This window comes from Streptomyces sp. NPDC001851, assembly GCF_040297165.1.
In the GTDB taxonomy this organism is placed as follows: Bacteria; Actinomycetota; Actinomycetes; order Streptomycetales; family Streptomycetaceae; genus Streptomyces.
The window spans coordinates 359465-380542 of the sequence record NZ_JBEOYR010000001.1; the positions used below are offsets into that span (position 1 = coordinate 359465).

Sequence of the window (21078 nt, forward strand, 5' to 3'; positions counted from 1 at the left end):
GGACCAACTTGTAGCCGAACGGTGGCCACCGCTTCTCTCCCCTCCCCCAAGGCTCCCTCGCGCCGAATTCGTCGACTCCCCCACCGGAGGCCCCCCATGGACCATGCACCAGGCATACCCAGACCCCGCCGACGCCGAATCACCCTGTGGTCCGCGGCCACCGCCCTGGCCCTCTCCGCGGCAGGCCTCGCCGCCGCCACCCCGGCCTCCGCGGCGGACGTCAACAACGTCAGGAACGCGGGATTCGAGTCGGGCCTGACCAACTGGACCTGCACGGCCGGCAGCGGTACGACGGTCTCCTCCCCGGTACACTCCGGCTCCTCCGCACTGAAGGCGACCCCCGCCGGCCAGGACGACGCCCAGTGCACCCAGACGGTCGCGGTCAGGCCCAACTCGACCTACACGCTGAGCGCATGGGTCCAGGGCGGCTACTCCTACCTGGGCGTGACGGGCACGGGCACGACGGACGTGTCCACGTGGACGCCGGACACGCCCGTCTGGAAACAGCTGTCCACGACCTTCACCACGGGCGCGTCGACGACATCGGTCACGCTCTACACCCACGGCTGGTACGGCCAGGCGGCGTACTACGCCGACGACGTCACGGTCTACGGCCCCGACGGCGGCGCGGGCGGCGACCCGGCCCCGACCGTTCCGGCGGCTCCGGCCGGCCTGACGGTCTCGTCCACGACCTCCTCGTCGGTGTCGTTGTCCTGGGCCGCGGTGCCGGGCGCGACGGGCTACAACGTCTACCGGGACGGCACGAAGACCACGGCGGTGACGGGAACGTCGGCGACGCTGACGGGCCTCTCCCCCGCGACCTCGTACTCCTTCCAGGTGACGGCGACGAACGCGGCGGGCGAGTCGGCGAAGTCGACGCCGGTGACGGCCACGACGGCCACCGGCGGCAGCGGCGGCGACGGCGGCTCGCTGCCCAGGCACGCGGTGACCGGCTACTGGCAGAACTTCAACAACGGCGCGAAGGTCCAGAAGCTGTCGGACGTCCCGTCGTCGTACGACATCATCGCGGTGGCCTTCGCGGACGCGACCTCGACGCCGGGAGCCGTGACCTTCACCCTGGACTCGTCCGGCCTGGGCGGCTACACGACCGACCAGTTCAAGGCGGACATCAAGGCCAAGCAGGCGGCCGGCAAGAAGGTCATCGTCTCGATCGGCGGCCAGAACGGCACCGTGTCGATCAGCGACTCGGCCTCGGCGACGAACTTCGCGAACTCGGTCTACTCGCTGATGCAGACGTACGGCTTCGACGGCGTGGACATCGACCTGGAGAACGGCCTCAACGCGACCTACATGACACAGGCCCTCCGCGCCCTGTCATCGAAGGCGGGTTCGTCCCTGATCATCACGATGGCACCGCAGACGATCGACATGCAGTCGACGTCGAACGCGTACTTCCAGACGGCCCTGAACATCAAGGACATCCTCACGGTCGTCAACACGCAGTACTACAACAGCGGTTCGATGCTGGGCTGCGACGGCAAGGTGTACAGCCAGGGCTCCGTCGACTTCCTCACGGCCCTGGCCTGCATCCAGCTCCAGGGCGGCCTCGCCCCGTCCCAGGTGGGCCTGGGCCTCCCGGCCTCCACGAGTGCGGCAGGCAGCGGATACGTCTCGCCGACGGTGGTCGACAACGCCCTGGACTGCCTGACGGCCGGCACCGGCTGCGGCACCTTCAAGCCGTCCAGGACCTATCCCGGCCTGCGCGGCGCGATGACCTGGTCGACGAACTGGGACGCCTCGGCGGGGAACGCGTGGTCGAGTGCGGTAGGGGCGCATGTGCACGCCCTGCCGTGACCTGGGTTCCGCCGCGAACAACGAGTACCAGCAGGTGGGCTAGATTCGTGACCGCCTTCGCACGTCCCCACCGACTGAGGAACCGCCCGTGTCCCAAATGCCGCCCCTGAACACCCCGTACACCCCGGCGCAGATACGACGCAACCGCCTGATCCTCCTCGGTCTGATCCTCGTCCTCGCGGCTATGACGGCGTTCTGGGCATTCGGCCCGCACGACACGAAGGACCAGTCCGCGACGCTCAAGGCCGGTGACTGCTTCGAGAACCTCGGGACGAACAAGGAAGCGAAGACCAAGAAGCTCGACTGCACCGACCCGCACGCGGACTACAAGGTCCTGAAGATGAACGCAAACGCCGTCGTCGACACCTTCGCGTGCGAGGACGTTCCGGGCACGACCGGCTCGCTCACCCAGTCGGGCCCCGGGAAGTGGTTCGTCGTCTGCTTCAAGAACAACGACGAGAAGGGCAAGAAACAACACAGAGCGGGTGCATAGGATCTCGGACATGGCACTGCGGCCCGTTCAGGTGAACATCAAGGCTCTTGACGCCCCGACGGTCGGCCGGTTCTGGGCGGAGGCGCTCGGCTGGAGCGCCTACAGCCCCGGCGTCACCACCTACGTCGGCCCCGCCGGCGGCCCCGTCTGGCCGGACCCGGTCGCCGTCTGCATCGACGTCGTTCCCGTCCCGGAACCCAAGACGACAACAAAGAACCGGGTGCACCTGGACCTCGCCACCACCTCCGCGGCCCATCAGACAGAGCTGGTCGCGCGTCTGAAGGCGCTCGGTGCGACGCCCGCCCACGTGGGCCAGGGCGATGTGCCGTGGACGGTCCTCGCGGACCCGGAGGGCAACGAGTTCTGCGTGCTGGAGCCTCGGGAGACCTACCGCGACACCGGGCCGATCGCCGCGGTGGTGGTCGACTGCGTGGATCCGCGGGCCATGGCCCGGTTCTGGAGTGAGGCGATCGACTGGACCCTGCACGAGGTGACCGACGACCACGCGGTGCTGCGCTCCGCCAAGGGCGTCGGCCCCTATCTGGAGTTCCTCCGCACGCCCGACGTGAAGACCGTGCCGGACCGCGTCCATCTTGACCTGCTGCCCTACCCCGGTGACGACAAAGCAGCCGAGGTGGCCCGGTTGCGGGCCCTCGGCGCCACCGACCTCGACGTCGGCCAGGGCGACGTCCCGTGGACGTGTCTGACCGACCCGGAGGGCCACGAGTTCTGCGTCTGCGCCCTGTCCTGACACAGCACCTTGGACGACACCCGGGCTAAATCCCTCCGCTGCGGCAAATTGGCAGTTCTGGGCCACGCCGCCAGGCACATCCATCCCCGCCTGCGTCCCCGCTGACTCCACCGCGTGGCCCAAAACTGCCAATCGCCCCCTGCGGCCAACCCTTGAGGCCGAGGCACCCGCCGCGCCCGCGCCCCCAGCCACCGGCTCCCCATCCACCGGCTCCCCATCCACCGGCCCCGCGGCCGCCGAACTCACCCGGCGTCCCTACGAGGCGCGACCGCGCACCCTCGCCGACGCCACGCACGCAGCCGACCCAAGGGACCGGTACCGGTCGGGGCCACCGCTCTTCCGGGCCGCTCGCTCGCTTCTTCCCCGGGCTGGAGCGAGGTGGGTCAAGGGTGGCCCGCAGGGCCATCGCCGAAGGCGACGCGGGAGTGGAGCGCAGCGGAACGGAAGCGCCCTTGACGCACCTCGCGGAAGCCCGACACTGACCCAGAAGCGAGCGGCCCAACGGCCACCTGCTCACTCCCTGGCGAACAACTCCGCCACCTCCGCCGCATGCACTGAGGAGACGCCGGCTCAGCCGGCGGACTCCTGCTCGAAGTACGCGTCGAGTACCGCGTCCAGCTGCTCGTCCCACTCCTTGAAGCGGTTGCGGGCCGGCGCCTCGATCTCGATCGGGTACCAGCGGCGGTCGGGGGTGTGGACCGTGATCGTGAAGCGCTTGCCGAAGCGGGGGGACTCCGTCTCGACCGCGGCGATCTCGTCCCAGCGGAACTCGCAGGACTCCTCGTCCAGGCGGAGGCGGACGCCCCTGCGGTCGGCCACGATCTTCGCGCGGCGGTCGGAGGCCTCGAAGACGGGGCCGTCGTCCGGGCCTTCGTCATCCGCAGACTCCAAGGCTTCCCCGGCGGTCCCGGCCGTCCCGGCAGCCTCGGAGTCCTCCAGCCCTGCCGGTTCTTCCGCGCCCTCCGGCTCTGCCCGCTCTGCCCGCTCTGCCGACGCTTCCGCGTCCTCCGGCTCCGGCTCGTCGGACTTCGCCGGTGCCGGTGCCGGGGCCGTGATGCCAGGGATGAACGCCGGGTCGAAACCGGCGCCCATCACGGGCTCGGCCTTCAACGGCTCGCCCTTGGACGGCTTGCTGCTCGCTCCTATGCGCTGCTCCACGGCGGCAGTATGGACGACTTCCCCGTGCCGGAACCAGTCAGCCCGCTCATCCCCGGTCTCACTCACGTCACACTCACACCCAGGCCCTCGCCCTCACACAAACACACTCACCGCCGCCGCCACCGCGAACCCCGTCACCGACAGCACCGACTCCAGGACCGTCCACGTCCGCAGCGTGTCCCGCTCGCTGATGCCGAAGTACGTGGCCACCATCCAGAAGCCACCGTCGTTGACGTGCGAGGCGAAGATCGAGCCGGCCGAAATGGCCATGATGACCAGGGCGATGAAGGCCTGGGAGTGGTGGCCCTCCGACAGGAGGGGCGCGACGATGCCCGCCGTCGTCACGATCGCGACCGTCGCCGAGCCCTGGGCCACCCGCAGGACCAGGGAGATCAGGTACGACAGCACGATCACCGGCAGGCCCACGCCGTGGAAGGTGTCCGACAGCGCCTGCGCCACCCCGCTCGCCTTCAGTACGGCGCCGAAGACCCCGCCCGCACCGACCACCAGCAGGATGTTGCCGACCGGCTTCAAAGACGAAGTGGACACCGTCTCCAGGGACTTGCGGGACCAGCCCCGGCGGATTCCCAGGAGGTAGTAGGCGAGGAGGAGGGCCAGGGTCAGGGCCACGAACGGGTTGCCGAGGAACTCCAGGACCGAGCGGGCGGGGGACGGGTCCAGGGCGATCGAGGAGAAGGTGGCCGCGAGGATGAGGGTCAGGGGTGTGCCGATGACGGCCAGGACCGTGGCGAGCGGTACCGGCCTCTCCCCGGGCTCCATGCCCTGGGCGCGCTGCTCGGCCACAACGGCCCGCTTCGCCTCCTCCGCGGCCTCGGCCATGTCCTGCGGTACGGCGACGAAGATCCGGTTTCCGATCCAGGCGGAGAACGCCCAGGCGGCCAGTACGGCCGGGATCCCGCAGACGATGCCCATGAGGATGATCCAGCCGAGCTGGACGTGCAGCAGGCCGGCGGCGGCGACCGGGCCGGGGTGCGGGGGCAGGAAGGCGTGGGTCATGGAGAGGCCGGCGAGCAGCGGGAGGCAGAAGAGGAGGATCGACGTGCCGCCGCGTTTCGCCGCCGCGTAGACGAGCGGCGCCAGGACGAAGATGCCCACGTCGAAGAAGACCGGGATGCCGAAGACCAGGCCGGTCAGGCCCATGGCGAGGGGGGCGCGCCGCTCGCCGAACAGGCCGAGGAGCCGGGAGGCCAGTACCTCGGCTCCGCCGCTGACCTCCAGGATCGCGCCGAGCATCGTACCGAGGCCGATGATGATCGCGACGTGGCCGAGGATGCCGCCCATGCCGGACTCGATGGTGGAGACGGCGTCGGAGCGCTGCACGGTGCCGAAGAGTTCGGTGACCGGGAGTCCGGCGAGCAGGCCCACGGCCAGGGAGACGGCGAGGAGCGCCACGAAGGGCTGGAGCCGGACCTTGATGATGAGGAAGAGGAGGAGGGCTATGCCCAGGGCGGCGACGGTGAGGAGGCCGGGGGTGCCGTCGAGGAGGAGGAGCAGGCCTCCGGTGTGGGGTGGTGGGGTGGCTGGGGCGGTCGCCGCCACGGAAGCAGCGGTTGCCGCCATCGAGATGAAGGACATGCGGGGGTCCTCTGCGTAGGAACATGGTGCTTTCGGGCAGGGGGGATCGCGGTACGGCGGGCCGGGTGCGGGGGCCGCCGTACCGTGAAGGGGCGTACGGGTGGTGGGGGATCGTCAGCTGCTCAGCCGAGCACGGCGAGCGCGTCGATCTCGATGAGGAGGCCTGCCGGGAGGCCGACGTAGACCGTGGTCCGGGCGGCGGGCGGCTGGGTGAGACCCTGCTCCTCGAAGTAGGCGTTGTAGATGTCGTTCATCTCGGCGAAGTGGTCCACGTCCGTGAGATAGACGCGGATCATCATCACGTCGTCCCAGCTCGCGCCGCCCTCTTCGAGGATCGCCTTGACGTTGGCGAGGGTCTGGAGGGTCTGCTCGCGCAGGGAGGGGCCGGCCGGGGTCGGGGGCTTGCCGTCCTCGGCGGGCAGGAAGCCGACCTGACCGGCGACCTGGAGAATGTTGCCCTTCCTCACGCCGTGCGAGAACTTGGCGGGCGGGGTGGTGTGCGTCTTCGGGGTGAGGGCGGTCTTTTCCGTCGTGTCCGTCATTCGGGGTCCTTTACTGGCGTTCGTCCGGAGTATTCGCCGCTGATCGCGTCCGCGGTACGGCGGACCTGCGGGAGCAGGGCGAGGAGTTCCTCGGCGGTGACGACCACGTTCGGCGCGGACACCGACATGGCGGCGACCACCCGGCCGTCGGCGCCGCGGATCGGGGCGGCGACGCAGTTGATGGACTCCTCATGGCCACCGAGGTCGGCGGCCCAGCCCTGTTCGCGTACCGTGGCCAGCTCCTTGAGGAACGCCTCGGCGTTCGGGGTCGAACGGGGCGTGTACTGGGGATAGTCGAGCTTGTCCGCGAGGGCGCGGCGCTCGGGCTCGGGGAGGTCGGCGAGGAGGAGTTTCGCCACGGCCGCGACCGTGATGGCGACGGGCTTGCCGATCCGCGAGTACATGCGGACGGGGTAGCGGCTGTCCACCTTGTCGATGTAGAGGACCTCGCCCTCCTCGTGGACGGCGAGGTGCACGGTGTGACCGCAGGTCTCGTTGAGCCGTACGAGGTGGGGGTGGGCGATCTCGCGGACGTCGAGGTTCTCCATCGCCTCCTGGGCGAGGGCGAAGAGGCGGGCGCCGAGGCGGTAGCGCTGGTCGGACTGGCGGTAGACCAGGCCGTGCTCGTGCAGGGTGCGCAGCAGGCGGAGTGCCGTGGATTTGTGCACGCCCAGGCGGTCGGCGACCTGGCCGAGGTCGGCGGGGCCCGCCGCGAGCAGGGGCAGGATGCTCAGGGCGCGGTCGACGGTCTGGCTCATGGGGTGTTCGCCTCCTCCTCGTCCCACTCGGCCTGCGTCCAGCCGGGGGCGAGTCGAAGTCTCCCCCATGCGGTGTCGTCCAGGGCGGTCAGGCGGTCGGCGTGGTCCCGTGCGGGCGGGGCGGCCAGGTCGGCGGGGGTGGTCAGGGTCGCGGCGGCGAAGAGGTGGCCGTACCTCAGCCGCGCCTTGAGGGGCAGGCCGCGGAGGGTGCCGGAGAGGAATCCCGCGGCGAAGGCGTCGCCCGCGCCGACGTGGGCGACGACGTCCACCTTCGGTGCGGGGACGAACACGGCCGTACCGGCGGTGCCTTTCTCTCCACCCCCGAAGGCGGTCGCTCCGCCCCCGCCCTGCTTGACGACGACGATCGCCGGTTCGGGCAGCGCGTCCACAACGGCGCGTCCACCGTGCAGCCCCCAGGCGTCGCGTGCCTCGTCGTCGCCCAGGAACACGATGTCCGCACGGCGCGCCAGTTCCAGTAGCGCGCCCGGTCCGTCAGGGGTGTGGCGCCACAGCGCGGGCCGGTAGTTGACGTCGAAGGAGACCAGGGGACGACCGGTGCGGGGTGCCGTCAGCGCGTACATCAGCTCCAGGCACTCGGCGGAGAGCGCCGCCGTGATCCCGGACAGGTGCAGCACCCGACCGGACCACGCCGCCGCCAGGTCCACGTTGGCCACGGACATCGCCGACGCCGCCGAACCGGCCCGGTAGTACGCCACCTCGTGTGCGCCCGTCCCCCGGTCGCCCGCCGTGCGGAAGTACACCCCCGTGGGCCGGAACGGGTCCCGGTCGACGGACGAGACGTCGACGCCGTACCCGGCGATGCGCTCCACCACGTGGTCGCCGAAGCCGTCCGCGCCGAGCCGGCCGACCCAGCGGGCGGAGTGCCCGGCGGCGGCCAGCACACAGGCCACGTTGGACTCGGCGCCGCCGATCGCGCGGTCGAAGGAGGGCACGTCCGCGAGGCGGCCGGCTCGGCTCGGCAGGAAGGTGACCATGGACTCGCCGAGCGCCACGACGTCCACGGTGTCCGCGGTGTCCACAAGACCCACGCGGTCGTGTGCAACGGACGAGACGTAAGCAGCGTCGTTGATGATGACTCCTGTCCGATGACCGGGTAGCGGCTCCGTTGACCCGGTGTCGGCGAGATGCTAGACACCAGTTGGCAAGACTTGCAATGGTCGTTGCAGAGAATGCAACAGCCGAGAGAGGGGCTCCATGGGCACCGAAGCGCTCGCCCGCCTGGCCGAGGTCCGCGTCGACCACCGCTTCAAGGGCCTCCCGCCGGACGCCGACGGCCTCACGGTCGGCGAGCTGGCCGCCCAGCGCCGCAACCTCTTCACGGGCGGCTTCCCCACTCCCGTCCTCGTGCTCTCCGCCGAGCGGCTCGCGCACAACCTGGCGCTCATGCAGACGTACACCGCCCGGCACGGCCTCGCCTTCGCCCCGCACGGCAAGACCTCCATGGCCCCGCAGCTCTTCCACCGCCAGATCGAGCACGGCGCCTGGGGCATCACACTCGCGATGCCCCATCAGGTCCGTGTCGCCCGGGAGTTCGGCATCCAGCGGGTCTTTCTCGCCAATGAGCTGGTGGACGCCCCGGCGCTCCGGTGGGTCGCCGCGGAACTCGCCGCCGACCCCGGCTTCCGGTTCGTCTGCTACGTCGACTCCGTGCGCGGCGTCGAGCTGATGGACACCGCCCTGCGCGACACCGGCAGCACCCGCCCCGTGGACGTGGTGGTCGAGCTGGGTGCGGGCGACGGGGCCCGGACCGGTGTGCGCACGGAGGCGGAGGCACAGGCCGTCGCCGCCGCGGTGGCCCGGACCGGGACGCTGCGGCTCGTGGGCGTGGCGGGGTACGAGGGCGAGGTGCCGCGCGCGGACCCGGAACGTGTGCGGTCGTACATGCGGCGGCTGGTGGCGCTCGCCGTCGAGCTCGACAAGGGCGGGCGGTTCCACAAGGCCGAGGAGATCATCGTCAGCGCGGGCGGCAGCGCCTGGTTCGACGCGGTGTCCGACGTCCTCGCCGAGCTGCCCGAACTGTCCGCGCCCGTGCTGAGGCTGCTGCGCTCGGGGGCGTACGTCTCGCACGACGACGGGCACTACCGCAGGCTCACCCCCTTCACCCGGGTGCCCGAGGAGGGCGCGCTGGAGCCCGCGTTCCGGCTGTGGGCGCAGGTCGTCTCCCGGCCCGCCCCCGAGCAGGCCTTCGCCAACGCGGGCAAGCGCGACGCCGCCCACGACCTGGACCTGCCCACCGCGCAGGTGGTGCGCCGGAACGGTGCCGAGCGGCCGGCCACCGGCATCACCGTGACCGGCCTGTCCGACCAGCACACCTGGCTGCGCACGGAACCGGGCGCGGACGTCGAGGTCGGCGACTGGATCGGCCTCGGGCTCTCCCACCCGTGCACGTCCTTCGACAAGTGGCAGCTGATCCCGGTGGCCGAGGCGGACGGGACGGTCGTCGACTACGTCCGTACGTTCTTCTAGGAGACGCTGTTCTGGGAGCCGGTGAGAGGGAGGCGGGACGTGGAGGACCTGGTCATCCGGGACGCCGACGTCGTCGACGGCAGCGGCGAGCCGTCGTACCGGGCCGATGTGGTGGTCGGCGACGGCCGGATCGTCTCGATCGTCAAGGAGGCCGCCGCGGCCGGCTGCCAGCGCCCGCGCGCCATGCGGGAGCTGGACGCGGAGGGCCTGGTCCTGTCCCCCGGCTTCATCGACATGCACGCCCACTCCGACCTCGCCCTGCTGCGGGACCCCGACCACAGCGCGAAGGCGGCGCAGGGGGTGACCCTGGAGGTCGTCGGCCAGGACGGGCTGTCGTACGCGCCGGTGGACGACCGCACCCTTCAGGAGGTGCGGCGGGCGATCACCGGGTGGAACGGGTACGGCGACGACATCGGCTTCGACTGGCGGTCGGTCGGCGAGTACCTGGACCGGCTCGACCAGGGCATCGCCGTCAACGCGGCCTACCTCATCCCGCAGGGCACCGTCCGCGCCCTCGTCGTCGGCTGGGAGGACCGCCCGGCCACCCCCGAAGAGCTGGGCCGGATGCGGCGGTTGGTGGCGGAGGGGATGGAGCAGGGCGCGGTCGGGCTGTCGTCCGGGCTCACCTACACGCCCGGCATGTACGCCCCCGGCACCGAACTCGTCGAACTGTGCCGGGTGGTGGCGGCGTACGGCGGCTACTACTGCCCGCACCACCGCTCCTACGGCGCCGGCGCCCTGGAGGCGTACGCCGAGATGGTGGCCGTCGCCCGGGAGGCCGGCTGTCCGCTCCACCTGGCCCACGCCACGATGAACTTCGGCGTGAACGGGGGCCGGGCGCCGGAACTGCTGGCCCTGCTGGACCGGGCGCTGGACGCGGGCGCGGACATCACCCTCGACACCTACCCCTACACCCCCGGCTGCACCACCCTGGCCGCGCTGCTGCCGAGCTGGGCGAGCGAGGGCGGCCCGGGGCGGGTCCTGGCGCGCCTCACCGACCCGGCGACGGCCGCGCGGATCCGGCACGACCTGGAGGTGACCGGCTCGGACGGCTGCCACGGCGTGCCGGTGGACTGGGCGACGATCGAGATCTCCGGTGTCACCGGGCCCGCGCTCGGGGGCCTCGTGGGCCGTACCGTCCGGGAGGCGGCCCAGGTGCGCGGCGAGGCCCCCTGGGACACCGCCCGCCGCCTCCTGATCGAGGACCGGCTCGGTACGACGATCCTCCAGCACGTCGGCCATGAGCAGAACGTCCGCACGATCATGCGGCACCGCACGCACACGGGCGGCTCCGACGGCATCCTGCGCGGCGACCGGCCGCACCCCCGCGCGTACGGCACCTTCCCGCGGTATCTCGGCCACTACGTACGGGAGTTGGGGCTGCTCTCGCTGGAGGAGTGCGTCGCCCACCTCACGTCCCGGCCCGCGGCCCGGCTGCGACTGCCGGACCGGGGGCTGGTGCGCGAGGGCTACCGGGCCGATCTGGTGCTGTTCGACCCGGAGACGGTGGCGTCCGGTGCGACCTCCGCCGAGCCCCGCACGCTGCCGACCGGTATCCCGTACGTCCTGGTCGACGGCCGGTTCGTCATCGAGGACGGGAGGCGGACGGACGTGCTCGCGGGCCGGTCCGTCCGCCGTACGCCGGTGTGAGCGCCCTTACGGCTTGGGCAGGGTGCAGCCGGCCGCGCCGAGGTCGAGCTTGTTGCCGGTGGTGAAGCAGGCCGGGATGTTGTAGGTCTCCTCGGCGTAGTTGATGCCCTGGCGGACGGTGACGTTGCCGCTCTCGTCGACCTCGCAGGGGTTGTTCTCGGTGCAGCGCTCGCCGTCCTCGTTGCCGGTGTTGTTGACCGCGACGACCTTGCCGGTGGCGGTGTCGATCACCGGGGAGCCCGAGGTGCCGCCGATGGTGTTGCAGGAGGAGGTGTAACGGAGCGAGTCCTTCCAGGTCCAGTCGCCCTCCTTCAGCCGGTACACGAACCCGTCGACGTTGCAGCTGTAGGTGCGCTTCCAGTAGCCGGAGACGACCTTGATGGCGGTGCCGGCGGTGGGGTGCGTGTCCTGCAGGGTGAGCGGGGAGATGCCGTAGGAGTTCTTGATCGCCGCGTACGTCGTGGTGGTGCGGTAGATCGTGACGTCCGTGTCCGTCATGGTCGAGTAGACGACCTGGTTGGCGCGGAGGGTGGCGACCTTGCTGCCGCTGGCGTTGAGCAGTCCGAAGGTACGGCTGGAGGACTGGCCGGTGATGACCTCGCCGGGTCCGGGGAAGCCGGTCTCCAGGCAGTGGCCGTTGGTCAGTACGAGCGCCGGGTCGGTGTCCGCGGAGTTGGGGAAGCGGATGACGGAGCCGGAGCAGTTGCTGAGCGCGACGGTGCCGGCGAAGTTGACGGTCACCTTGGGCTTGACGACGGTGTGCGGGGCGGCGACCGCGGGGGCGGCGCCCAGTCCGACCAGGGCCACGGAGGAGAGTGCGGCAAGGAGAGGCTTGTTCATGTGGGGGTCCCCTCTGACGACTTGGGCGACCGGACATTTTCCGGCCGCCCTTCATTTGTCATGCGCATTCTCAGTGCTGGGAGGGGTGCGAACAAGGAGCCTGGTCAGGTCATAGGGGTTTCCCTCTGCCTCCCGCTCGGCCCAACGCGGTTATCCGCCACGCACTTTGGTGACAACAGCCCCAAACAGGGCGAGACCCTTGACGACGACGCGCGGGGCACCGGGCCGACCGGGCTTGCGGGCGCCGTGCCCGCGGAAGACGCCGAACAGAGCGCGGCCGCCCGGATCTCGGTCAGCCGGCCGCCGCCCCACATGGACCAGGCGGTGAACCTGGGCGGAACGACCCACTCGCCGTCACGGTGGAACCCGCCGAACACACCCAGCGCGCAACGGGAGGCGGGCGGCGCCCGGTCCACCCCCGGGGAGTCCCTGGGCCCCGGTTCGGGCAGGCTGCGTGCGGCGAGCGCCGGCTCGCCGAGCGTCCGGGCACTGTGCACCTGGTCCAGCCGGTCGTCCAACTCGCCCAGCGGCAGGCGGCCGTCGGCCACGGCGGCCCGCACCCGCTCGACGGCACACGTCCCGCGGGAGAGGGCTGCTCGGTCATGCGGGCAACTCTCGCACGCGGGACCCGCCGCACCACCCCGAGGCAGTCCGACTGGCCTGCCCGCCAGCAGGGTTGACGCGAAATCGACGCCCGCCGACCAGCGGGGCGCTTCGTCGACCCCCGACCGTGCCCCCGGCCGCACGGCGGCACCGACACGGAGGCGGCGGGGTCGACCGTGGCGGGCGCGGCCGGAACGCAGGGCAGGGCAGCGGCACCGAGGACGGCTGACGCGAACGCGGCGCCCGCCGTCAACGGGGGTGTTTCGCCGGGCCCGCGAACGCGACGCCCGGCCGGTCAACGGCGGCCTTCGCCGAGCCCGCGACCGTGCCCCCGGCCGCCCGGTGGCGCCGACACGGAGGCAGCCGGGCAGGCCGTGGCGGGCGCGGCCGGAAGGCAGGGCCGGGCGGCGGCCCTGGCGGCACGCGGACGACTGACGCGAACGCGGTGCCCGCCGTCAGCGGGGGTGTTTTGTCGGGCCGTGGCCGTGGCCCCGGCCGCCCGGGAGGACCGTTGTGGAGGCGGCCGGGGCGGCCGTCGTTGTGGTGGGCGGGAGGGTGGGGGCGGGCGTGGGGGTGCGTGGAGTGGTGGGGGCGGCCGGTGGGGTGGCGGTTGGGTGGGAGGCGTGGGCGGGTGGGGAGGTCGTCGCGCCGGGCGGTGCGGTCGAGGGGGTGCCCGTGGTGGCCGTCGAGGCCGTGGTGGCCGGGGAGCCGTTGTCCTTGTGGGGGCTCGCGGTGGCCGAGTCCCCGACGGCGACCCGCCCGTCGTCGGCCGGCCGGGAGCCGTCGGGGACCGCGGAATCCGAGCCGCCCGCCACAGCGGCGATCACCGCGACCGCGCCGGCCACGCCCAGCACCCCGGCGGCGACCGCCACCCGCCGGCGGCTGCCCGTGCGCCGCCCGGCACGACGCCGCGCGGCCCGCCCCTCACCCGGCCGGACCGGCTCATCCGGCTCGGTCAGCGGGGGCAGCTCGCGTGTCTCGTCGTAGGCACTCTGCCAGCCGTGCGCCGCCGCCGGGTCGGCGTACTCCTCGTACGCCGGCGCCGGGGCCTGCCGGAGGTACATGCTCGGCGGTGCCGGAGGCGACGGCTGCGCGGAGGTCGCGTCCGGCCGCTCCCGGTGCTCACCGCCCGGGCCCTGCGCGCCGTACGCCCCCGCCTGGTGCTCCCGTTCGGTGGACATGACAGCGGATTGTAGGGACGCAAGTGACTCCTGAGACAGCCTTCGGCGATATCCGGGCAAACCCCCGGTCTCACGTGGTGGAAAACACGACCCACGAGGCATTACCGGGCCGTAAGCTCACGGCATGCAGGTGATCCAGTCGACCAAGCTCGCCAACGTCTGTTACGAGATCCGGGGCCCGGTTCTCGAAGAGGCCATGCGGCTCGAAGCGGCGGGGCACCGCATTCTCAAGCTGAACACCGGCAACCCGGCCGCCTTCGGCTTCGAGTGCCCCCCGGAGATCCTGGAGGACATCCTCCGCAACGTCTCCAGCGCGCACGGCTACGGCGACGCCAAGGGCCTGCTGGCCGCCCGCCGCGCGGTCGTCATGCACAACCAGACCCTCGGCATCGAGACGGACGTCGAGCACGTCTTCATCGGCAACGGGGTCTCCGAGCTGATCGTGATGGCCATGCAGGGGCTGCTGGACGACGGGGACGAGGTCCTCGTACCGGCCCCGGACTACCCCCTGTGGACGGCGGCCGTCTCCCTCTCCGGCGGCACGGCGGTGCACTACCGCTGCGACGAGCAGTCCGACTGGATGCCCGACCTGGCCGACGTCGAGCGCAAGGTCACCGACCGCACCAAGGCGATCGTGATCATCAACCCCAACAACCCGACGGGGGCCGTGTACGACGAGGCGATGCTCAAGGGGCTCACCGACATCGCCCGCCGGCACAACCTGCTGGTGTGCTCCGACGAGATCTACGACAAGATCCTCTACGACGGCGCCACCCACACCCCGACCGCCAAAATCGCCCCCGACCTGCTCACCCTCACCTTCAACGGCATGTCGAAGGCGTACCGGGTGGCCGGCTACCGGGTCGGCTGGATGTCGGTCTCCGGCCCGCGCGCCCACGCCGACTCCTACATCGAGGGTCTGACGATCCTGGCGAACATGCGCCTGTGCGCGAACATGCCGGGCCAGCACGGGGTGGTCGCCGCACTCAGCGGGCGCCAGTCGATCAACGACCTGGTACTGCCGGGCGGCCGGCTGAAGGAGCAGCTGGACACCGCCTACGAGCTGCTGACGCAGATCCCGGGCGTGAGCTGCGTACGGCCCAAGGGCGCGCTGTATCTCTTCCCGCGGCTCGACCCCCAGGTCTTCAAGATCAAGGACGACCGGCGGATGGTCCTGGACCTGCTGCGCCAGGAGAAGATCATGGTCGTCCAGGGCACGGGCTTCAACTGGCCGGAGCCGGACCACTTCCGTGTGGTGACCCTCCCGACGGTCGGCGACCTCCGGGACGCGATCACCCGGATCGGGAACTTCCTGGACGGATACGGCCAGCCGTAGCGGAGCGGGCTTCACCGACTCCTTTCCGTGACACGACTCAACTTTAGACGAAATCCAAGCTAGGATGGCTTCCTGTCAGAGCACAGGAGGCCATCACCCATGTACGAACCGATCCGCAGCAAGTCGGTCCACCGCACGATGGCCGGCACCACCTCCGACTTCCCCCACCGGTCACGCGAGGAGGAGCTGGACATCCAGCTCGCCGGACACCTCGCGGCCCTGCTCGCCGTGACCGACGAGCTGCGCGGACTGACCCCGTCGGCCGACCTGGAGGCCTCCGCCGAGCGGCTCGCCGAACAGGTGGCCCGGCTGTGCGGAGGGCGCGCCCCGCTGCGGGCGACCGCGTCCACGGCCGGTGACCGCGCGGCGCTGCACCGGCGCGCCCACGCCCTCGCCGGGCGGGCGCTCGTGGTCGCCGCCTCGCGCGCGGACACGGCGGCGGCGATCCTGGCAGCCGAGCGGATGGACGCGCACGCCGACGCGCTGTCGGAGCCCGAGGAACTGAGCACCACCGCCTGACCCGGCCCCCGGGTCCCACGTTCGGCCCCGGTCCGCGTGCACCCGCAGCGACGCGCGGACCGGGTGCCACTTCCTCACGGCACCCGGCAAGCCGGTGCCCCGCACGCCTTTGTGCGGGGCACCGGTGGGTGGTCACCACGGCCGGCCGTGACGATCGCTGGTCAGGGCATCCGGACCGGCCGTGGAGTCTCGGGCGGGACTAGCCCAGGCGCTCGACGAGCGCGCGGTACTGGTCCCACAGCTCCTTCGGGGTGTGGTCGCCGAAGGTGTTGAGGTGCTCGGGGACCAGGGCGGCCTCCTCGCGCCAGACCTCCTTGTCGACCGTGAGCAGGAAGTCCAGGTCCGACTCGGACAGTTCGAGGCCCTTGGTGTCCAGCGCACCCTTGGCCGGCAGCACGCCGATCGGGGTCTCGACGCCCTCGGCCCTGCCGTCCAGGCGCTCCACGATCCACTTCAGGACACGGGAGTTCTCGCCGAAGCCCGGCCAGACGAACTTGCCCTCGTCGTTCTTGCGGAACCAGTTGACGTAGTAGATCTTCGGCAGCTTGGACTGGTCCCTGCCCTTGGCGACGTCGACCCAGTGGCCCATGTAGTCGCCCATGTTGTAGCCGCAGAACGGCAGCATCGCGAACGGGTCGCGGCGCAGCTCGCCGACCTTGCCCTCGGCGGCGGCGGTCTTCTCGGAGGCCACGTTGGCGCCCAGGAAGACACCGTGGTTCCAGTCGAAGGACTCCGTCACCAGCGGCACCGCGCTGGCACGCCGGCCGCCGAAGAGGATCGCCGAGATCGGCACGCCCTTCGGGTCCTCCCACTCCGGCGCGATGATCGGGCACTGGGACGCGGGGACCGTGAAGCGGGCGTTGGGGTGCGCGGCCGGGGTCCCGGACGCCGGCGTCCAGTCGTTGCCCTTCCAGTCGGTCAGGTGGGCCGGGGCCTCCTCGGTCATGCCCTCCCACCACACGTCGCCGTCGTCGGTCAGCGCGACGTTGGTGAAGACCGCGTTGCCCCACAGGGTCTTCATCGCGTTGGCGTTGGTGTGCTCACCGGTGCCGGGCGCGACGCCGAAGAAGCCGGCCTCGGGGTTGATCGCGTACAGGCGGCCGTCCTCGCCGAAGCGCATCCAGGCGATGTCGTCGCCGATGGTCTCGACCGTCCAGCCGGAGATCGTGGGCTCCAGCATGGCGAGGTTGGTCTTGCCGCAGGCGGAGGGGAAGGCCGCCGCCACGTACTTCGACTCGCCCTGCGGCGGGGTGAGCTTGAGGATCAGCATGTGCTCGGCCAGCCAGCCCTCGTCGCGCGCCATGACGGAGGCGATGCGCAGGGCGTAGCACTTCTTGCCGAGCAGGGCGTTGCCGCCGTAGCCGGAGCCGTAGGACCAGATCTCGCGGTCCTCGGGGAAGTGGGAGATGTACTTGGTGGAGTTGCAGGGCCACGGCACGTCCTCCTGGCCCTCCTCCAGCGGGGCGCCCAGGGAGTGCACGGCCTTCACGAAGAAGCCGCTGTCGCCGAGTTCGTCCAGGACGGCCTGGCCCATGCGCGTCATCGTGCGCATGGAGACGGCGACGTACGCGGAGTCGGTGATCTCCACACCGATCGCGGACAGCGGCGAGCCCAGCGGACCCATGCAGAACGGGACGACGTACATGGTGCGGCCCCGCATGGAGCCGCGGAACAGGCCCTTCTCGCCGCTGAAGATCTCCCGCATCTCGGCGGGGGCCTTCCAGTGGTTGGTCGGGCCGGCGTCCTCCTCCTTCTCGGAGCAGATGAAGGTCCGGTCCTCGACACGGGCGACGTCGGTCGGGTCGGAGGCGGCGTAGTAGGAGTTGGGGCGCTTGATCGGGTCGAGCTTCTTGAAGGTGCCCTTGGCCACCAGCTCTGCACACAGCCGGTCGTACTCGGCCTCGGAGCCGTCACACCAGACCACGCTGTCCGGCTGCGTCAGTTCGGCGATCTCGTCGACCCACGAGATCAGTTCCTGGTGGTGGGTGGGAACGCTGGAAGCCGAGTTGTCGCGCGCCACGGTTGCTCCTAAGTGAGGGATTTTGTCCTTGTGGCCCCGTGGGGGCTGCGACCCGGACGCTTCTGTGCTGCTCATCCGGTGCCGACTGCACTCATTTGATCGTATCCGACACGAGTGCCCATATGTCCAGGGGACCTCACAGGTGAGCACGTGAGGAAGACCACGGTTTCCAGGCCCGTTTACGTTTCCTTTACGTCCAGGTTTGCGTCACCTGAAGGTCTTTTTGCGTTCGACCGACCCAAGAGCGGCGCTGATACCCGACTTACGGCGCCGTAGGTACCATGCCCCGCATGACTGCGTCCGCCCCCGACGCGCCCACGGAGACGCCGGCCAGCGGCCGCGGTCCCGTCGCGCTCTCCCTGCCGCATCCGGTCAAGCCCAGGCTCCGCGGCTGGCTGCACCTCGGCATGTTCCCGGCCGTACTCATCGCGGGCCTCGTACTCACCGCCCTCGCCGACTCCACCAGAGGCCGCATCGCCTGCGGGATCTACGTCCTGACGGCCTGCCTGCTCTTCGGCGTCAGCGCGCTGTACCACCGGGGCAACTGGAGCCCGCGGATGGACGGCGTCCTGCGGCGCCTGGACCACGCCAACATCTTCCTGATCATCGCGGGCACCTACACGCCGCTGACCCTGCTGCTCCTGCCCGGGGCCAAGGGCGAGTGGCTGCTGTGGGGCATCTGGGCCGCCGCCGCGGCGGGCATCGTCTTCCGCGTCTTCTGGGTCGGCGCCCCGCGCTGGCTCTACACGCCCTGCTACCTGGCCATGGGCTGGGCGGCCGTCTTCTTCCTGCCGGACTTCATGCGCGCCGGCGGCATAGCCGTCCTGGTCCTGGTGATCGTCGGCGGCCTGCTCTACAGCGCCGGCGGCGTGATCTACGGCATCAAGCGACCGAACCCGTCCCCGCGCTGGTTCGGCTTCCACGAGGTCTTCCACTCCTTCACGCTCGCCGCGTTCGTCGTCCACTACGTCGGCATCTCGCTGGTGGCGTACCAGCACGCGTAACCCCCGTCCCGCCTCCATTTCCGGCCACGGCTCACCCGCCGTGGCCGTTTTCGTGCGCCTGCCATTGGATCGATATTGACAGTCGCCTGTTTTTGATAGTTACTCTCTTTTCATGGTTACTGTCACTAACGTGGACGGGTCTCGGCACGACTCCCGCCGCTGGTGGGCCCTCGGGGCCCTGGTCGCAAGCATGCTGGTGCTCGGCTTCGACACCACGATCCTCAACGTGGCGCTGCCGACGATGGCCGGGCAGCTGGGCGCCACCACGGGCCAGCAGCAGTGGATGGCGGACGCGTACGTCGTCGTCTTCGCCGCCTTGATGCTCCCGGCCGGACTGCTCGGGGACCGGTTCGGGCGACGCCGGATGCTGATCGGGGGACTCGTGGTCTTCCTGGCGGGCTCGCTGCTCGGTGCCCTGGCCGGGGACGTGAACGCGGTGATCGCCGCCCGCGCCGTCATGGGCCTCGGCGCCGCGTTCATCACTCCGCTGGCGATGTCGGTGCTGCCCTCGCTGTTCGCACCGCAGGAGCAGGGCAAGGCCATCGGTCTCGTCTCCACCGGCAGCGCCCTGGGCATGCCCCTGGGACCGATCATCGGCGGCTGGCTGCTCGACCACTTCTGGTGGGGATCGGTCTTCCTGATCAACATCCCGATGGTCGTCATCGGCATCCTCGCCTGCGTCCTGCTGCTCCCCGAGACCCGTGACCCGCACTCCCCCACGGTCGACGGGCTCTCCACCGTGTTCACCACCACCGGGCTCGGCGCCCTGGTCTACGCGACCACCGAGGCCTCCGACCGCGGCTGGGACGACCCGCTGGTCCTCGCCCTGTTCGCCGGGTCCGCAGTCCTCATCACCGCGCTCGTGCTGCGCTCGCGCCGGGTCCGGCGCCCCATGCTGGACCTCACCCTGCTCGCCCGGCGAGGCTTCCTGCTCAACGCCGTCGCCGCGACCCTCGTGATGTTCGTGCTGTCCGGCCTGATGTTCGTCCTGCCGGCCTACCTCCAGGCCGTCCTCGGCAACGACACCCTCGGCACCGGCATCCGGATGCTGCCCATGGTCCTCGGCCTGTCCGTCTCCGCGAAGCTCGCCCCGCCGGTCGCCGCCCGCTTCGGCGCGCGTGCCTCGGTCAGCGCGGGCCTGGTGGTCCTGGCCTTCGCCGCCTTCCTCGGCAGCCGTACGACGACCGGCTCCGGCTACGGCTTCACCGCACTGTGGCTCACCGCCGCCGGACTGGGCTTCGGTCTCGCCCTCGTGCCGGCCATGACCAACGCGCTCGGCACCCTGCCCCGGGACCGGGCCGGCAGCGGCTCCGGACTGCTGATGACGCTGCGCCAGGTGGGCTCCGCGATCGGCATCGCTCTGCTCGGCAGCCTGCTCGCCAACGCCTTCCGTGACCGGCTGGACGTCACCGGGCTGCCCGCGCAGGCCGCCGGCACCGCCGGGGACTCGATCGTCGCGGCCCATGTGGTCGCCGAGAAGGCCCACTCCGCCCACCTCGCGGCCTCCGCGAACGGCGCGTACGTCCACGGCATGACCGTCGTGCTGCTGGTGTGCGGTGCCGCCGCCCTGGTCTCCGCGCTGCTGGCGGCGGCGTTCCTGCCCGGGACGGCGGCCGCCGGACCCGCGGACGCCGCCGCCCCCGACGTGGTCGCCCCGCTGCAGGATGCCCGACAATGACCCCCATGACGGCCGCACGTTCCCCCCTCTCCCCCGCCGACCGCCCGCAACTGGGTCTGCGCGAGCGCAAGAAGATCAAGACTCGTGAGGCGATCCGCACCGCGACATACCAACTGATCAGGGAGCAGGGGTACGACGCCACGACCGTCGACCAGATCGCCGAGCGGGCCGAGGTGTCGCCGTCGACCGTCTTCCGGTACTTCCCGACCAAGGAGGACATCGTCCTCACCGACGAGTACGACCACCTCATGGCGGAGGAACTGCGGGCCCGCCCGGCGGACGAGCCGCTGCTGGAGTCGCTGCGGTACGTCATGCGCGCGTCGCTCGCCGGCCTGATGCACGACGACCCCGAGGTGCTCCGGCTGCGGACGCGTCTCGGGGTCGAGGTCCCCGCCGTCCGCTCCCGGGTGTTCGAGAGCATGGCGAGCACCAGTGTCCTGCTCCGCCGGGCCATCGCGGACCGCACGGGCCACGACCCGGACAGCCTTGAGGTGCGGGTCTACTCCATGTCCGTCATCGCCGGGCTCATGGAGGCCAACATGTACTGGGGCGAGCACGACCAGGAGGGTGACCTGGGCGACCTCATGGAACGCGCCCTCACGGTCCTGGAACACGGCCTGCCCGCCGAAAACCGCTGAGGTCCGGGC

The 21078-nt window shown here is 71.1% G+C and carries 19 protein-coding genes; 10 read left to right on the top strand and 9 right to left on the bottom strand.

Annotation, left to right across the window (positions count from 1 at the left end):
- Nucleotides 1–96 precede the first annotated feature (96 nt).
- The 3 genes from ABT171_RS01690 (at nucleotide 97) to ABT171_RS01700 (ending at nucleotide 3059) form a co-directional block, all read left to right on the top strand.
- Nucleotides 97–1815: a chitinase gene (locus tag ABT171_RS01690; protein WP_351238597.1), complete on the top strand. Its 1719-nt coding sequence runs from the start codon at nucleotides 97–99 to the stop codon at nucleotides 1813–1815.
- A gap of 97 nt (nucleotides 1816–1912) precedes the next feature.
- Nucleotides 1913–2308, top strand: a complete 396-nt coding sequence (locus tag ABT171_RS01695; RefSeq protein ID WP_503073070.1) for an LppU/SCO3897 family protein — start codon at nucleotides 1913–1915, stop codon at nucleotides 2306–2308.
- A gap of 10 nt (nucleotides 2309–2318) precedes the next feature.
- Nucleotides 2319–3059: a VOC family protein gene (locus ABT171_RS01700; protein WP_351238601.1), complete on the top strand. Its 741-nt coding sequence runs from the start codon at nucleotides 2319–2321 to the stop codon at nucleotides 3057–3059.
- 570 nt (nucleotides 3060–3629) lie between these two features.
- Here the strand turns inward: ABT171_RS01700 and ABT171_RS01705 are convergent.
- The 5 genes from ABT171_RS01705 to ABT171_RS01725 all read right to left on the bottom strand — a co-directional run bounded on the left by ABT171_RS01705 (nucleotide 3630) and on the right by ABT171_RS01725 (nucleotide 8162).
- Nucleotides 3630–4217 carry a hypothetical protein gene (locus ABT171_RS01705; RefSeq protein WP_351238603.1) on the bottom strand — a complete coding sequence of 196 codons (588 nt, stop codon included), beginning with the start codon at nucleotides 4215–4217 and terminating at the stop codon, nucleotides 3630–3632.
- 93 nt (nucleotides 4218–4310) lie between these two features.
- Nucleotides 4311–5813, bottom strand: coding sequence for a GntP family permease (locus tag ABT171_RS01710; protein ID WP_351238605.1), 1503 nt, complete (start codon nucleotides 5811–5813; stop codon nucleotides 4311–4313).
- A 122-nt stretch (nucleotides 5814–5935) separates the two neighbouring features.
- The gene (locus tag ABT171_RS01715) at nucleotides 5936–6355 is read right to left on the bottom strand and encodes a RidA family protein (protein ID WP_351238607.1); all 420 of its coding nucleotides are present in this window, start codon (nucleotides 6353–6355) and stop codon (nucleotides 5936–5938) included.
- Nucleotides 6352–7113, bottom strand: coding sequence for an IclR family transcriptional regulator (locus ABT171_RS01720; RefSeq protein ID WP_351238609.1), 762 nt, complete (start codon nucleotides 7111–7113; stop codon nucleotides 6352–6354). Before ABT171_RS01720 ends, ABT171_RS01715 begins: the two co-directional genes overlap by 4 nt.
- Nucleotides 7110–8162 (bottom strand): sugar kinase, encoded by a 1053-nt coding sequence (locus tag ABT171_RS01725; protein WP_351238611.1) that lies wholly within the window; start codon nucleotides 8160–8162, stop codon nucleotides 7110–7112. The genes ABT171_RS01720 and ABT171_RS01725 overlap by 4 nt, the downstream gene beginning before the upstream one ends.
- A gap of 166 nt (nucleotides 8163–8328) precedes the next feature.
- Here ABT171_RS01725 and ABT171_RS01730 point away from each other — a divergent pair, with 166 nt between their 5' ends.
- Together ABT171_RS01730 and ABT171_RS01735 are read left to right on the top strand one after the other, a co-directional pair.
- Nucleotides 8329–9600 carry an amino acid deaminase gene (locus tag ABT171_RS01730; protein ID WP_351238613.1) on the top strand — a complete coding sequence of 424 codons (1272 nt, stop codon included), beginning with the start codon at nucleotides 8329–8331 and terminating at the stop codon, nucleotides 9598–9600.
- A gap of 39 nt (nucleotides 9601–9639) precedes the next feature.
- Nucleotides 9640–11250 (top strand): N-acyl-D-amino-acid deacylase family protein, encoded by a 1611-nt coding sequence (locus ABT171_RS01735; protein ID WP_351238615.1) that lies wholly within the window; start codon nucleotides 9640–9642, stop codon nucleotides 11248–11250.
- A 6-nt stretch (nucleotides 11251–11256) separates the two neighbouring features.
- Here the strand turns inward: ABT171_RS01735 and ABT171_RS01740 are convergent, their stop codons facing one another.
- From ABT171_RS01740 to ABT171_RS01750, 3 genes are all read right to left on the bottom strand, one after another.
- Nucleotides 11257–12090: a S1 family peptidase gene (locus tag ABT171_RS01740; protein ID WP_351238617.1), complete on the bottom strand. Its 834-nt coding sequence runs from the start codon at nucleotides 12088–12090 to the stop codon at nucleotides 11257–11259.
- Nucleotides 12091–12194: 104 nt separating this feature from the next.
- Nucleotides 12195–12836, bottom strand: coding sequence for a DUF1707 SHOCT-like domain-containing protein (locus tag ABT171_RS01745; protein WP_351238619.1), 642 nt, complete (start codon nucleotides 12834–12836; stop codon nucleotides 12195–12197).
- A 312-nt stretch (nucleotides 12837–13148) separates the two neighbouring features.
- The gene (locus ABT171_RS01750) at nucleotides 13149–13874 is read right to left on the bottom strand and encodes a hypothetical protein (protein WP_351238621.1); all 726 of its coding nucleotides are present in this window, start codon (nucleotides 13872–13874) and stop codon (nucleotides 13149–13151) included.
- Nucleotides 13875–13998: 124 nt separating this feature from the next.
- On the opposite strand from ABT171_RS01750, the gene ABT171_RS01755 reads away from it, so the two are divergent.
- Nucleotides 13999–15210: a pyridoxal phosphate-dependent aminotransferase gene (locus tag ABT171_RS01755; protein WP_351238623.1), complete on the top strand. Its 1212-nt coding sequence runs from the start codon at nucleotides 13999–14001 to the stop codon at nucleotides 15208–15210.
- Between the two features lie 99 nt (nucleotides 15211–15309).
- Nucleotides 15310–15729 (top strand): SCO4983 family protein, encoded by a 420-nt coding sequence (locus tag ABT171_RS01760; protein WP_351238625.1) that lies wholly within the window; start codon nucleotides 15310–15312, stop codon nucleotides 15727–15729.
- 199 nt (nucleotides 15730–15928) lie between these two features.
- Here ABT171_RS01760 and ABT171_RS01765 read toward each other — a convergent pair whose 3' ends face one another.
- A complete protein-coding gene (locus ABT171_RS01765; RefSeq protein WP_351238627.1) occupies nucleotides 15929–17749 on the bottom strand; it encodes a phosphoenolpyruvate carboxykinase (GTP) in 1821 nt (606 codons plus the stop codon).
- A gap of 290 nt (nucleotides 17750–18039) precedes the next feature.
- Between ABT171_RS01765 and trhA the strand changes: the two genes are divergently transcribed.
- The 3 genes from trhA (at nucleotide 18040) to ABT171_RS01780 (ending at nucleotide 21069) form a co-directional block, all read left to right on the top strand.
- Complete coding sequence (gene trhA, locus ABT171_RS01770; RefSeq protein WP_351238629.1) at nucleotides 18040–18753, top strand: PAQR family membrane homeostasis protein TrhA; 714 nt, start codon at nucleotides 18040–18042, stop codon at nucleotides 18751–18753.
- A gap of 112 nt (nucleotides 18754–18865) precedes the next feature.
- A complete protein-coding gene (locus tag ABT171_RS01775) occupies nucleotides 18866–20431 on the top strand; it encodes an MFS transporter (RefSeq protein WP_351238631.1) in 1566 nt (521 codons plus the stop codon).
- Between the two features lie 5 nt (nucleotides 20432–20436).
- Nucleotides 20437–21069, top strand: coding sequence for a TetR/AcrR family transcriptional regulator (locus ABT171_RS01780; protein ID WP_503072678.1), 633 nt, complete (start codon nucleotides 20437–20439; stop codon nucleotides 21067–21069).
- Nucleotides 21070–21078 lie beyond the last annotated feature (9 nt).

Bases quoted from the DNA above. Each gene is read 5' to 3' on its own strand.
- ABT171_RS01690 (WP_351238597.1), top strand. From the start codon at position 97: ATGGACCATGCACCAGGCATACCCAGACCCCGCCGACGCCGAATCACC.
- ABT171_RS01695 (WP_503073070.1), top strand. From the start codon at position 1,913: ATGCCGCCCCTGAACACCCCGTACACCCCGGCGCAGATACGACGCAAC.
- ABT171_RS01700 (WP_351238601.1), top strand. From the start codon at position 2,319: ATGGCACTGCGGCCCGTTCAGGTGAACATCAAGGCTCTTGACGCCCCG.
- ABT171_RS01710 (WP_351238605.1), bottom strand. From the start codon at position 5,813: ATGTCCTTCATCTCGATGGCGGCAACCGCTGCTTCCGTGGCGGCGACC.
- ABT171_RS01715 (WP_351238607.1), bottom strand. From the start codon at position 6,355: ATGACGGACACGACGGAAAAGACCGCCCTCACCCCGAAGACGCACACC.
- ABT171_RS01720 (WP_351238609.1), bottom strand. From the start codon at position 7,113: ATGAGCCAGACCGTCGACCGCGCCCTGAGCATCCTGCCCCTGCTCGCG.
- ABT171_RS01730 (WP_351238613.1), top strand. From the start codon at position 8,329: ATGGGCACCGAAGCGCTCGCCCGCCTGGCCGAGGTCCGCGTCGACCAC.
- ABT171_RS01740 (WP_351238617.1), bottom strand. From the start codon at position 12,090: ATGAACAAGCCTCTCCTTGCCGCACTCTCCTCCGTGGCCCTGGTCGGA.
- ABT171_RS01750 (WP_351238621.1), bottom strand. From the start codon at position 13,874: ATGTCCACCGAACGGGAGCACCAGGCGGGGGCGTACGGCGCGCAGGGC.
- ABT171_RS01755 (WP_351238623.1), top strand. From the start codon at position 13,999: ATGCAGGTGATCCAGTCGACCAAGCTCGCCAACGTCTGTTACGAGATC.
- ABT171_RS01760 (WP_351238625.1), top strand. From the start codon at position 15,310: ATGTACGAACCGATCCGCAGCAAGTCGGTCCACCGCACGATGGCCGGC.
- trhA (WP_351238629.1), top strand. From the start codon at position 18,040: ATGACTGCGTCCGCCCCCGACGCGCCCACGGAGACGCCGGCCAGCGGC.
- ABT171_RS01775 (WP_351238631.1), top strand. From the start codon at position 18,866: ATGGTTACTGTCACTAACGTGGACGGGTCTCGGCACGACTCCCGCCGC.
- ABT171_RS01780 (WP_503072678.1), top strand. From the start codon at position 20,437: ATGACGGCCGCACGTTCCCCCCTCTCCCCCGCCGACCGCCCGCAACTG.